This window comes from Nocardioides allogilvus, from assembly GCF_003047285.1.
Classification (GTDB): domain Bacteria; phylum Actinomycetota; class Actinomycetes; order Propionibacteriales; family Nocardioidaceae; genus Nocardioides; species Nocardioides allogilvus.
Map to the genome: position 1 here is coordinate 32,469 of NZ_PZYX01000018.1, position 12,594 is coordinate 45,062.

The window sequence follows — 12,594 nt, forward strand, 5'->3', positions numbered from 1 at the left end:
AGGGCCGCGTCGGGGCCGGATGCTGCGTTGGACGGGCGCGGTCCACAAGGGGCTGCGCTTCCTCCGACCACACGGGAGCAAGGCTTGTTCACCATCGCGATCATCGGCGGCACCGGTCCCCAGGGCAAGGGGCTCGGCTACCGCTTCGCCAAGGCGGGTCACGCCGTGCTGCTCGGGTCGCGCTCGGAAGAGCGCGCCGTCGAGGCCGCCGACGAGCTCCAGGCTCGGCTGGTCGGCACCGGCTCGGTCATCGGGGTGACGAACGCCAAGGCCGCGGAGGCGGCCGACCTGGTGCTCCTGGCCGTTCCGTACGACGGCCACGACGACATCGTTGCCGAGCTGGCCGACCGGATGCACGGCAAGGTGGTCGTCAGCTGCGTGAACCCGCTCGGCTTCGACAAGTCCGGCCCCTTCGGGCTCGACCTCGGGCCGACCTCGGCTGCCGAGCAGGCCCAGGCGCTGGCGCCGGGCGCGCTCGTGGTCGGTGCCTTCCACCACCTGTCCGCGGCCTCGCTGATCAGTGAGGCGGACGTGCTCGACCACGAGGACGTGCTCGTCTGCGGCGACGACAGCACCGCGAAGGCGGTCGTGATGGAGCTGGCCGCCACGGTCACCGGCAAGCAGGGCATCGACGCCGGCCACCTCCGGCTGGCCCGCCAGCTCGAACCGCTGACGGCCGTGCTCATCTCCGTGAACCGGCGCTACAAGACCCGCTCCGGCATCGCCGTCACCGGTCTTGCTCGCACCCTGCCTCGCTGAGCAGGGCGGGGGACTCGGGCCTCCCGTCGAGCACCCGGTTGGTCCGCACCGCGACCTGCCAGCCACTCTCTCCGCGCCTCAACCGCCAGTGGTTGGCCGTCGCGCGGCGTACGACGAATCGTCCGTCCTGGTTGACGATCATCAGGGAGTGGCAGACAGCCAGCGCCTCGTCGCCCGACACGGTCACGACCGGCGGGCCGACGAAGTGGGCGCACCCGCCCGTGATCCAGCCCTGGTGGTTCGCCGACTCGACCATCGCCACGATCTCGTCGCGACCGTTCATCACGAGCTCGTCGACGTCGTAGACGCCCTCGGGCTCCCACAGTGCGGCGACGCCCGCAGCCGAGCCGGCGTCGACCAGCGGACCGTAGGACGCGATCAGCCGGGCGATCTCCGCCTGGTCCTCGAGCCGCTGGAGCCGGGCCTCGAGTGCGGCCAGGTCGCTCATTCGCCGACCTTGTCGCCGATGACGGCCAAGGCTGCGAGCTGGTCGCAGTAGTGCTCCACCGAGTCGGCCGCGATCGCGGCACCGGCGATGGTCGCCCCGGCCGCGCGCAGCCCGGTGAGCGCCCTCTCTGCCCGGTCGGGGTCACCGATCGGGTCGAGCTGGCGGCCGGCGCTGAGGACGACGTCGAAGCCGTCGGGCAGCTCCACCTTCCCGAGCAGGTCATGCAGCTGGTCGAGGCTGAGGCCGAAGGGCACCCACCCGTCGCCGTACGTCGTGGCCCGGCGCAGCGAGCGGAGCGTGCGGCCGCCGATCCACATCGGGACGCGCTCCTGCTTCGCGTGCGGCTCGACGACGAAGCCGTCGTAGTCGTAAAACTCTCCGTGGTGCGAGGGCACCCGTCGGGAGAGCGAGCCGCGCAGGGCGCTGATCGCCTCGTCGGCGCGGGCGCCGCGAGCAGCGAACTCCGCGCCGAGCAGGTCGAACTCCTCCTCGAGGCTGCCGACGCCGAGGCCGAGCACCAGTCGGCCGCCGCTCACCTGGTCGAGGGTGCCGTAGCGCTTGGCGATCTCGAGAGGGTGGTGGTAGCCGAGCACCAGCACCTGGGTCGCGAGCCGGATCTGCTGCGTCCGGGCGGCCAGGTAGCCGAAGGTCGCGAGCGGGTCCCAGTAGGTCGCTCCGCGCTGCTCCGCGATCTCCTCCGGTACGGCGACGTGCTCGCTGCACGTCAGGTGGTGGAAGCCGAGCCGGTCGGCCGCCTCGGCGATGCGGGCAAGCTCCTCGATCCCGGCCGTCGTCTCCCACGAGGAGTGGGCGCCGGGCACCCGGGTGACTACTGGACTGGCGATTCCGATGCGCATGGGGGCCTCTCTGGCGGGTGGACACGCGGTGTCGACAGGTCTACCGGCGGCCTCGCCGACGTGCCCGACGGTTCCCGGTGGTCGGGAGGGAAGGGACGCCATCCAAAGATTTCTGAAATTGCTTCTAGTTTTGACTGTCACAGGGGCGTGGGCGTTGCTACAGTCCAAAACAAGAATTCATTTCAGTTTCGCACAGTGGAGGTCCTGATGTCCGTGGCAACCGTGGAGCCCGACGCCCGCCCGGCGCTGCCGCCGAGCATGGTGGAGCGGATGACGCTGATCCTCGATGAGTTCACGGCTCGCTCGACCCGCCTCACCCTCGAGGAGGTGGCTCGGCGCACGCACCTGCCGCGGTCCACGGCGCACCGGATCCTCGACCAGCTCGTGAAGCTGCGCTGGCTCGACCACACGTCCTTCGGCTACTGCCTCGGCACGCGCTCGCTCAGCCTCGGGGGAGGCGGCGACGACCACGCCGAGGTGCGCCAGGCCGCCGCGCCGCTCCTGCACCAGCTCAGCGTGCAGACCGGTCTCGTCGTCCACCTGGCCGTCCTCGACGAGGCCGAGGTGCTCTACCTCGACAAGGTCGGCGGCCGGTTCGCCGCCACCGTCCCCTCGCGGGTCGGTGGTCGTGCCCCCGCCCACTGCACCGCGCTCGGCAAGGCGATGCTCGCCTGGCTGCAGCCGGAGGAGGTCGAGGAGCGCTTCGCCGCCGACCTCGAGCGCCAGACGCACCTCACCATCGGCGAGGTCGGCCTGCTCCACCAGGAGCTGAACCGCATCCGCGCCCGCCGCGGCGTCGCCTTCGAGAAGGGCGAGTGCTTCTCGCAGATCTCCTGCGTGGCCGCCGCGATCCGCAGTCCGGAGGGACCGATCGCTGCGATCTCGCTCGTGGGCGACACCCGCGCGCCGATGGAGAAGGTGGCCCCGCTGGTCGCCGATGCCGCCCACCGCGTCTCGCTCGAGCTCTTCCCCCGGACCAGCGAGCCGCGCACGGCTCGCCGCATGTCGGCGTCGACGTCGGGGGAGCAGAACTACTCCGCCGCCACGATGGAGCGCCTGGTCGTTGCCGGTCAGACCGGCAGCTGGTTCTGAGAGCCGTTCAGCCCCAGTGGTCGCCCCAGCCCCACAGGGCCGGCTCGTCGAGGGCCGTCGTCGACTCGGACTGCACGCCGAACCCGCCGCGGTAGAAGATCATCGGCGGCTCCTGCTCGAGCAGCTCCACCTCGAGCACCCGGCCGAGCACCACGTCGTGGTCGCCCGCGACGTGCACCTCGTGGACCTCGGCATGGACACGCAGCAGCACGTCACGCAGTGACGGCGTGCCCCAGCGGGAGACGTCCCAGTCGAGTCCGTCGAACTTCACGCCGCGGCTCGAGCCGAAGCGGGCACACAGGTCCTGCTGCTCCTCGGCGAGCACGTTGACGGTGAACCGGCCGGCGGTGCGGATGCGCGGCCAGGCACGGCCGCGGTGGTCCGCACAGAAGAGGATCAGCGGCGGGTCGAGCGACACCGACGCGAAGGACTGGCAGGCGAAGCCGATCGGCTCGTCCGACTCGAGTCCGGTCACGACCGTCACCCCGGAGGCGAAGGCCCCCATCGCGCGACGGAGCTCGTCGGGCGTCGGGCCTTCGACCACGTCTTGAGTGCTCATGCAACGACGTTAGGTCCGTACGGCGAACGCCCCTGTCGAGGTCTCGGTGACCGGGAGCCTCGGGGCCGACGAGAGACGTCGCTGTCTACGGTCCGTGGACCGACCAGGAAGAGGACGCTGATGCTGAAGGAGCTGGCCACCGAGCGCGGTGTGCTGAGGTACTACGACGTGGGCGAAGGCCCACCTCTCCTGCTGCTCCACGGCTCCGGCCCGGGGGTGACGGGTTGGCGCAACTACGAGGGCAACCTGCCCGCGCTCTCGCAGCACTTCCGCTGCCTGGTGCTCGAGTTCCCCGGCTTCGGTGTGAGCGACCCGACCGACCAGCACCCGATGATGGCGGCGCCGGCGTCCGTCATCGACTTCCTCGACGGGCTCGGCCTCGACCGGGTCGACGTCATCGGCAACTCGATGGGCGGCATCGTCGCGACCCAGCTCGCGATCAAGCACCCGGACCGGGTGCGCAGCCTGGTCACCATCGGCGGCATGGGCAAGAACATCTTCAGCCCGTTCCCCGGCGAGGGGATCAACCTGCTGATGGAGTTCACCGACGACCCGACGCGCGAGCGCCTCGTCCAGTGGCTCCGCTCGATGGTCTTCGACCAGGAGCTGGTCACCGACGAGCTGGTCGAGACCCGCTGGGAGCAGGCCACCCAGCCCGAGACCCTCGACTTCTCGCGCCGGATGTACGGCAGTGCGGCCATGGCTGCGCGCGCCGCGTCCGCTGCGGAGAGCGACGCGGCGCCGTACTGGGCGCTGTTGCACAAGATCAAGGCCCGGACCCTCATCACGTGGGGCCGGGACGACCGGGTCAGTCCTGTCGACATGGCGTTGTTGCCGATGCGGACGATCCCTGACGTGGAGGTGCACGTGTTCCCCAACTGCGGACACTGGGTGATGATCGAGCAGAAGGAAGCCTGGGAAGCGACCGTGCTGGCGTTCCTGCTGCGAGGTGTGGCATGAGCTGGGACGACGAGTTCGACGTCGTCATCGTCGGCAGCGGCGGCGGCGGCATGACCGCGGCCCTCACCGCGCACGACCTCGGCATCAGCTGTGTCGTGCTCGAGAAGGCGAAGCTCTACGGCGGCACCACCGGCATCTCCGGTGGCGGCATCTGGGTGCCCAACAACCCGACGCTGCGCCGGGCCGGTCACGACGACAGCCGTGAGTCGATCCGGACCTACCTCGACGAGCTGATCGGTGAGCGCGCCGAGCCCAAGCGCCTCGATGCGTACGTCGACCACGGACCCGCCGCGATGGCCCTGCTCGAGCAGAGCCGATGGGTGAAGTTCTTCTGGACCAAGGGCTACTCCGACTACCACCCCGAGCTCCCCGGCGGAAAGCCGCTCGGCCGGTCGATCGAGGCCGTCCCGTTCGACACCCGCAAGCTCAAGCAGGACGAGAAGTTCCAGCGCCCCAACTCCATGAAGGGCCCGCTGGGCCTGTGGATCACGGCGAAGGACTACAAGAACCTGGCCATGGTCAAGCGCACGTGGGGTGGCCGTCGCGCCAGCCTCGTCGCCGCCTGGCGCGTGGCGTCCAATGTGATCCGCAGGAGGCACATGTCGACCGGCGGCCGGGCCCTGGTGGCGCGTCTCCGGATGGCGCTCAAGGACGCCGACATCCCGCTGTGGCTGGAGACCCCGATGACGTCGCTGGTCGTCGAGGACGGCCGCGTCGTCGGCCTCTCCGTGACGAGGGACGGTGAGACACAGCGGATCCACGCCCGCAAGGGCGTCCTCATCGCCAGCGGCGGCTTCGACCACAACCAGCAGATGCGCAACGAGTGGCTGCCCGAGGGTGGCCGTGAGGACCTGAGCCTCGGCGCCCGCGAGAACGTCGGCGACGGAATCACCGCCGGACTCGGCCTCGGTGCCGCGGTCGACCTGATGGACGACGCGTGGTGGATGCCGTCGGTGACGCACCCCAGCGGCGCCAGCATCCCGCTGGTCTCCGAGCGCTGCATCCCCGGCTCGGTCATCGTCTCGTCGGACGGCAGGCGCTTCACGAACGAGTCGTCGCCGTACACGAACTTCGTCCACGACCAGCTCGACGGCAAGCACGTGCCGGCGTGGTTCGTGATGGACGCGAAGGCGCGTCGTCGCTACCCGTTCGCGCAGATCCTGCCGGGGCAGCCGTTCCCGAAGTCGTTCTACGACGCGGGTCTGGTGGTGCGGGCGGAGAGCCTGGAGGAGCTGTCGACGAAGGTCGGTCTTCCCGAGGACGCGCTGGCGCAGACCGTCTCCACGTTCAACGACTATGCCCGCACCGGCATCGACCTCGAGTTCGGCCGCGGCCACAGCGCCTACGACCGCTACTACGGTGACCCGACACTGAAGAACCCCAACCTCGACACCATCGACACCGGGCCCTTCTACGCGGTCCGCCTCGACGTCGGCGACCTCGGCACCAAGGGCGGCCTGGTCTGCGACGAGCACGCCCGGGTGCTGCGCGAGGACGGATCGGTCATCGACGGTCTCTACGTCACCGGCAACGCGTCGTCGTCCGTGATGGGCACGGAGTACGCCGGTCCGGGCGCCACCATCGGCCCGTCGATCGTCTTCGGCTACGTCGCCGTCAAGCACGCGGCAGGTGCCCTGCCATGACCCTCCAGGTGCGGGTGGTCGAGGTGGTCCGCGAGACCGCGGAGGCCCACTCGCTGGTGCTCGAGCCGGTGGACGGCAGCACGCTGAGCTACCGGCCCGGCCAGTTCCTCACCCTCAGCATCCCGACCGATCGCGACGGGGGAGCGGCGCGCTGCTACTCGCTGTGCAGCTCGCCGGCCCTCGACGAGAAGGCCAAGGTCACCGTCAAGCGGACGGTCGACGGCTACGCCTCCAACTGGATCTGCGACCACGTCGTCGCCGGCACCGTCCTCGACGTGCTCAAGCCGGCGGGCACGTTCACGCCGAAGCACCTCGACGACGACTTCCTGCTGTTCGCCGGCGGGTCCGGGATCACGCCGGTGCTCTCCATCCTCAAGACCGCACTGCACTCCGGGACGGGATCGGTGGCGCTGGTCTACGCGAACCGCGATCCCGACTCGGTGATCTTCCGTCACGAGCTGGCCGCCCTGTGCGGTGCGTACGGCGAACGGCTGTCCGTCCTCCACTGGCTGGAGTCGGAAGAGGGCCTGCCATCGGCCGCGGGTGTTGCAGAGGTCGTGGCCGCGCACCCGGGCCGCCAGTCCTTCATCTGCGGACCGGGGCCGTTCATGGACCTCGTCTCGGAGGCCCTGCGCGCCGCCGGTGTTCCCGGCGACCACGTGCACGTCGAGCGCTTCACCTCCCTGCACAACGACCCGTTCCACGAGGCCGCCGTCGTGCTCGACGAGGCGGCCGCGTCCAGCACGGTCGAGGTGACCCTCGACGGGGACACCAGCAGCGTCCCGTGGCCCGACGGCAACCGGCTGCTCGACGTGCTCCTGGCGGCCGGCATCGAGGCGCCGTACTCGTGCCGCGAAGGCGCCTGCAGCGCGTGCGCGTGCATCCTGCTCGAGGGCGAGGTCGACCTGGCGCACAACGAGGTGCTGGACGCGGCCGACCTCACGGACGGCCTGATCCTGGCCTGCCAGGCGACCGCCCGCAGCGCGCGCCTGAAGGTCACCTACGACGCCTGAGGGCACGTCCCGCTCAACGGGAGGTCAGCCGCGTGGAGTGAGGATCGCTGCGAACGTCAGGTCATGAACACCGCCCTGAACGCCGTCGAGGAACGAGCCGACGAGCTCGCCGCCCTCGGCGAGTCCAACGAGAAGCTGGGCCGGCTCGACGACTCGACGGCCAAGATCCTGCGCGACACCGGCGTCATCAAGATGCTGCAGCCCGCTGAGCACGGCGGCGCCGAGGCGCACCCGCGCGACTTCGCGGAGACCGTCATGCGGATCGCCTCCCTCGACGGTGCGACCGGCTGGGTGGCCGGCATCGTCGGCGTGCACCCGTGGGAGATGGCGATGTGCGACGCCGGCGTCCAGGAGCAGATCTGGGGCGCCGACGACGAGACCTGGATCGCGTCGCCGTACGCGCCGATGGGCATCCTGAAGCCGGTCGACGGCGGCTACCTCTTCAACGGTCGCTGGCAGTTCTCGTCCGGCACCGACCACTGCCAGTGGATCTTCCTCGGCGCCTTCCTCGGTGACGAGAACGGCGACCGGCTGATGCCGCCGCAGAACTACCACGTGATCCTGCCGCGGTCGGACTACACGATCGTCGAGGACTCGTGGGACGTCGTCGGCCTGCGCGGCACCGGCTCCAAGGACATCATCGTCAAGGACGCGTTCATCCCGACCGAGCGTGCCGTCGCGTTCAGCACGATGATGGACGGCTCCGCGCTGGCGGCCTCGGGCCGCACCAACCCGACCTACGCCGTGCCCTTCACGACGATCTTCCCGCTCGGCATCACCAGCGCCGTGATCGGCATCGCCGAGGGCGCGCTGGCGCACCACATGGCCTACCAGCGCACCCGCGTGCAGGTGACCGGCACCCAGGTGACCGACGACCCCTACGTGCTGTTCGCGATCTCCGCCGCCGCCGAGGAGATCAAGGCCTCGCGGACCGCCCTGCTGTCCAACGTGACCTCGATCTACGACAAGGTCGCCGCGGGGGAGCAGATCACGTTCAACGAGCGCGCCGCCTCTCGCCGTACGCAGGTCGCCGCCGCCTGGCGTGCCGTCCGCGCGATGGACGAGATCGTCGCTCGCTCCGGCGGCAACGGCCTGCGGATGGACAACCCGATGCAGCGCTTCTGGCGTGACGGCCACATGGGCCTGGCGCACGCGATCCACGTGCCCGGCTCGGTGTTCCACGCGACGGCGCTGACCGACCTCGACGTCGTGCCGCCGCCCGGCCCGATGCTCTCGATGATCTAAGGAGACGTGCGATGACGCAGATCCGTGGCCTCGGCTACCTCAAGGTGCAGTCCCAGGACGTCGCGCGCTGGCGCGAGCTGACCGTGGACGCGCTCGGCTTCCAGGAGACGACCGGCCCCGTGGAGGGCGGTCTCTACCTGCGCATGGACGAGCGCGAGTCGCGCCTCGTCGTGCTGCCCGGCGCGTCCGACCGCGTGCTCGCCGTCGGCTGGGAGGTCCGCGACCAGTTCGGCCTCGCGGAGATCGGCCGTTCGGTCGAGGCCGCCGGCTACGTGGTCAAGGAGCTCGGCCAGGCCGAGTGCGACGAGCGCGGCGTCGAAGCGGCGATCGCGTTCGACGACCCCGCAGGTACGCCTGTCGAGGTGTTCTTCGGACCGCGGCTCGACCACAGCCCGGTGCTGACCGGACTCGCGCAGAAGTTCGTCACCGGCGACCAGGGCCTGGGCCACGTCGTGCTGCCGACGACCGCGATGGAGGAGACGGTCGAGTTCTACACCGAGGTGCTCGGCTTCCTGCCCCGCGGAGCGATCCGGCTGGGGGAGAAGGGCGCCGCCGCGGTTGGTACGCCGAGGCGCGTGCGCTTCATGGGCGTGAACGCGCGCCACCACAGCCTGGCCGTCGTGCCCGCCCCGCACGGTGACCCGCCCGGGCTGGTGCACCTGATGGTGGAGGTCGACTCGCTCGACGCCGTCGGGCGTGCCCTCGACAACGTGAACCGCGCCGGCTTCTCGATCTCGTCCACCCTCGGGCGCCACACCAACGACCACATGGTCTCGTTCTACGTCCGCGCCCCCGGCGGCTGGGACCTGGAGTACGGCGTCGAGGGCATGACCGTCGACGAGACCTACTACACGGCCGAGGAGATCACCGCGGACTCCTACTGGGGCCACGACTGGTCGGGATCCGAGCCGCTCGCCGCGTTCTCGTGAACGACGTCCTGGTCGTCGGCTTCGGTGCCGCCGGTGCCGCGGCCGCGATCGCTGCCGCCTCCTCGGGAGCCTCCGTCCGCGTGCTGGAGCGGGCGAGTGGTCCGGGAGGGTCGTCAGCGCTGTCGGGTGGCGAGATCTACCTCGGTGGCGGCACGGCGGTGCAGCGCGCCTGCGGAGTCAGCGACACCCCTGACGACATGTTCGCCTTCCTGTCCGCCGCTCTGGGCCCGCACGCGGACACCGAGAAGCTCCGGCTCTACTGCGACGGCTCCGTCGAGCACTTCGACTGGCTCGTCGCGTGCGGCATCGACTTCCAGCACAGCCTCTTCGAGGGGCCGACCTGGATGCCGCCGACCACCGACGGACTGATGTGGCTGGGCGAGGACGCCTGGCCCTACAACGAGATCGCCAAGCCGGCGCCTCGTGGCCACCGCGGCAGGGCGCCCTACTTCGCCGGGCAGGTCGTGATGGACGCGCTGATCGCGCACGCGACGTCCCTGGGGGTCCAGGTCGAGGTCGACACCCGCGCCACGTCGCTCGTCGTCGAGGACGGCCGGGTCGTGGGCGTGAGGGCGCGTCGCTACGGCGCGGACGTCTCGTTCGAGGCGGACGCCGTGGTCCTCACGACCGGCGGCTTCGTCGACAACGACCAGATGCTGGCCGACCATGCGCCGTACCTCCTCGGTCACGGCAAGGTCAGTGACGGGCTCGACGACGGCAGCGGGATCCTGATGGCGCAGGCCGTCGGTGCGGCCACCCGCCGGATGTCGATGGTGGAGGCGGCCTACACCGCCCTGCCAGAGATGGTCTGTCGCGGGATGCTGGTCAACGCGCGGGGGCAGCGGTTCATCAACGAGGACGTCTATCCGGGCCTCTACAGCCACGCCGCCCTTCACCAGCCCGGCCCCTGCTGGGTGATCATCGACGAGGCCGGCTACGACGCGATCGCCGACCCGTGGGGCGTGCGCCCCTCCTTCGCAGCCGAGACGGCCGAGGAGCTCGGCGCCGAGCTGGGTCTGCCGAACGGGGCGCTCGAGGCGACCGTCGCGGCCTACAACCGGGACGCGGCCAACGGCCAGGATCCCGTGTTCCACAAGGACTCCCGCTGGCTGCGCCCGCTCACCGGCGGCCTGGCTGCGGTCGACCCCCGGCTCGGGTTCAACGCCACCGAGAGCACGGTCTCCGGGACCGGGTTCTCCGGCTTGACCCTGGGTGGGCTGCACACGACGCCGGACGGCTCGGTGCTGTCGCTCGCGGGGGACCCGATCCCGGGGCTCTTCGCCGCCGGCCGAGCCTCGTCCGGGATGCACGGCGAGGGCTACATCAGCGGGACCTCGCTGGGCGACGGCACCTTCTTCGGCCGTCGAGCAGGGCGTACGGCGGCGGGCTCGTGAGCGCCCGCGACGAGATCGTCGAGGCGCTGGCTGCGTTCGCGACTGCGACCGATCAACGCGACTGGGCGACGATCCGCTCGTTGCTGGCGCCGGACGCGTTCGCCTACAGCAGCTCCGGGCCCGACGCCATCGTGGCGCAGATGCAGGCCCACCTCGGTGGGTGCGGCCCGACCCAGCACCTGCTGGGCAACCACCGCGTCACCATCGATGGCGACACGGCCCGGTCGCTCAGCTCTGCACGCGTCCACCACGTCGGCGCCGGCCCGAAGGCAGGATCGTCCTACGAGTGCCTGGGGGACTACGACGACTCCTGGGTCCCCGGCCCCGGTGGGTGGCGCATCGTGCGCAGGAAGTTCGAGATCAGGATCGATAGAGGGGACTTCGGAGTGCTTCGTCCAACCGATCAACAGGGGGCGCTCGACACCCCGCAGCAGCTCGCTCTCGAGGCGCGTGCGCTCGAGCTGTGGCGCTCCGAGCCGGTGCGACGCGCGGCCGACGGAGTCCGGGAGCTCTATCGCGCCGACACGCAGGCTGCGACCCCCAGCGGTCTGGCCTCGGTGGACTCTGCTGCCGAGGCGATCGCCTTCGTCGCCGCGCTGTATGCCGTGATCGACGACCCGGCGAACCCCGAGCTCCTGTGGCTGGCCAACGCCGCGCACGAGTGGGCGGCGCTCAGCGTCCCCGGCTCCGGTTATGGCATCGACAACCCCGACAACGTGCACCGCCGAGCCGCGATCGACGGTGTCTCGGAATACGTCGTCCGCGGCTCATCGCCGACCGGCCAGCGGCCCGAGCAGCAGTCGTTCATCGTCTACGCCGAGCCCGCACCGGGCGAGCCGGTGACCCGTGAGGGCGCCGACATCCTGGGCGTCCTGGTCAGCGACGCCATGGTGACCAATGCCGACGGGACGTTCGAGGTGACGGTGGGCCCGTCGGAGGCCGACGGGCGGCCCAACCACATCCAGACACGGGAGGGCGCCACCCACCTGCTGGTGCGTGACCTGCTCTCTGACTGGACCTGCCAGCTGCCGACGCGCCTGAGCATCGAGCGGGTCTCCGGCGCTCCCTCCACCCCGGCGAGCAGGGAATCGGCAGAGCACGCGGCCGCCCTGCTCGCCGAGCTGGGGCGCTACTGGGTCACGTATGACAACGAGTTCATCTTCATCAGGCCGGTCAACGAGCTCGTGCAGCCGCGTCCGCGCCCGTTCGGGATGTCGGTGGCCGGCCACTTCGCCCTCGACGAGGGGGAGGGGCTGCTGGTCACCGTGGACCAGGCCGGAGCCCGCTACATCGGCTTCGAGGTCACGGATCCCTGGGGCGTCGCGCGGGAGTACGTCGAGCGCACCGGCAGCCTCAGCTCCAGCCAGGCCCGCGCGAATGCCGATGGCTCGATCACCTGGATCATCAGCCCTGACGACCCCGGCGTGTGGAACTGGCTCGACACCGCCGGCCTCTCCTGCGGCATGCTGGCGATCCGCTGGCAGGGGGGAACTCTCGCTGAGGACCCGGTGCGTGAAGTGCGGGTCGTTCGTCTGGCTGACATCACGCCGGACATCACGCCGGGGGAGCGGGTCGCCCAGCTTCGCGAGCGCAAGGTGAGAGTTGAGTCCCCGATAGTGGTGTAGCGCGGTCGCTGAGTTCGTCACCGGCGTGTACGCCAAACGCAGACGCGGCCACCGCGCGATCCTTCGAGTC

Annotated in this window: 12 protein-coding genes; 9 read left to right on the top strand and 3 right to left on the bottom strand. The window is 70.6% G+C overall.

Annotated features, from left to right (window positions below; translation table 11 throughout):
- Nucleotides 1-84 precede the first annotated feature (84 nt).
- Nucleotides 85-759, top strand: coding sequence for an NADPH-dependent F420 reductase (npdG, locus tag C9J87_RS18645; RefSeq protein ID WP_107706285.1), 675 nt, complete (start codon nucleotides 85-87; stop codon nucleotides 757-759).
- On the opposite strand, the gene C9J87_RS18650 is transcribed toward npdG, so the two are convergent.
- Both C9J87_RS18650 and C9J87_RS18655 read right to left on the bottom strand, forming a co-directional pair.
- A complete protein-coding gene (locus C9J87_RS18650) occupies nucleotides 728-1,207 on the bottom strand; it encodes a nuclear transport factor 2 family protein (protein ID WP_010832956.1) in 480 nt (159 codons plus the stop codon). The genes npdG and C9J87_RS18650 overlap by 32 nt on opposite strands.
- Nucleotides 1,204-2,064, bottom strand: coding sequence for an LLM class F420-dependent oxidoreductase (locus tag C9J87_RS18655; RefSeq protein WP_107706286.1), 861 nt, complete (start codon nucleotides 2,062-2,064; stop codon nucleotides 1,204-1,206). Before C9J87_RS18655 ends, C9J87_RS18650 begins: the two co-directional genes overlap by 4 nt.
- Nucleotides 2,065-2,271: 207 nt before the next feature.
- On the opposite strand from C9J87_RS18655, the gene C9J87_RS18660 reads away from it, so the two are divergent.
- Entirely contained in the window at nucleotides 2,272-3,156 is an 885-nt protein-coding gene (locus tag C9J87_RS18660) for an IclR family transcriptional regulator (protein WP_198652408.1), read from the top strand.
- A 7-nt stretch (nucleotides 3,157-3,163) separates the two neighbouring features.
- Here C9J87_RS18660 and C9J87_RS18665 read toward each other — a convergent pair whose 3' ends face one another.
- Nucleotides 3,164-3,715, bottom strand: coding sequence for a flavin reductase family protein (locus C9J87_RS18665; protein ID WP_107706287.1), 552 nt, complete (start codon nucleotides 3,713-3,715; stop codon nucleotides 3,164-3,166).
- A 120-nt stretch (nucleotides 3,716-3,835) separates the two neighbouring features.
- Between C9J87_RS18665 and C9J87_RS18670 the strand changes: the two genes are divergently transcribed.
- From C9J87_RS18670 to C9J87_RS18700, 7 genes are all read left to right on the top strand, one after another.
- Nucleotides 3,836-4,675: an alpha/beta fold hydrolase gene (locus C9J87_RS18670; protein WP_107706288.1), complete on the top strand. Its 840-nt coding sequence runs from the start codon at nucleotides 3,836-3,838 to the stop codon at nucleotides 4,673-4,675.
- Nucleotides 4,672-6,318, top strand: coding sequence for an FAD-binding protein (locus C9J87_RS18675; protein ID WP_107706289.1), 1,647 nt, complete (start codon nucleotides 4,672-4,674; stop codon nucleotides 6,316-6,318). The genes C9J87_RS18670 and C9J87_RS18675 overlap by 4 nt, the downstream gene beginning before the upstream one ends.
- The gene (locus C9J87_RS18680; protein WP_107706290.1) at nucleotides 6,315-7,331 is read left to right on the top strand and encodes a ferredoxin--NADP reductase; all 1,017 of its coding nucleotides are present in this window, start codon (nucleotides 6,315-6,317) and stop codon (nucleotides 7,329-7,331) included. The genes C9J87_RS18675 and C9J87_RS18680 overlap by 4 nt, the downstream gene beginning before the upstream one ends.
- A 63-nt stretch (nucleotides 7,332-7,394) precedes the next feature.
- Nucleotides 7,395-8,576, top strand: coding sequence for an acyl-CoA dehydrogenase family protein (locus tag C9J87_RS18685; RefSeq protein WP_107706291.1), 1,182 nt, complete (start codon nucleotides 7,395-7,397; stop codon nucleotides 8,574-8,576).
- Nucleotides 8,577-8,587: 11 nt separating this feature from the next.
- Entirely contained in the window at nucleotides 8,588-9,505 is a 918-nt protein-coding gene (locus tag C9J87_RS18690) for a VOC family protein (protein ID WP_107706292.1), read from the top strand.
- Nucleotides 9,502-10,899: an FAD-dependent oxidoreductase gene (locus C9J87_RS18695; protein WP_198652409.1), complete on the top strand. Its 1,398-nt coding sequence runs from the start codon at nucleotides 9,502-9,504 to the stop codon at nucleotides 10,897-10,899. Before C9J87_RS18690 ends, C9J87_RS18695 begins: the two co-directional genes overlap by 4 nt.
- Entirely contained in the window at nucleotides 10,896-12,524 is a 1,629-nt protein-coding gene (locus tag C9J87_RS18700; protein ID WP_107706294.1) for a nuclear transport factor 2 family protein, read from the top strand. Before C9J87_RS18695 ends, C9J87_RS18700 begins: the two co-directional genes overlap by 4 nt.
- Nucleotides 12,525-12,594: the final 70 nt, after the last annotated feature.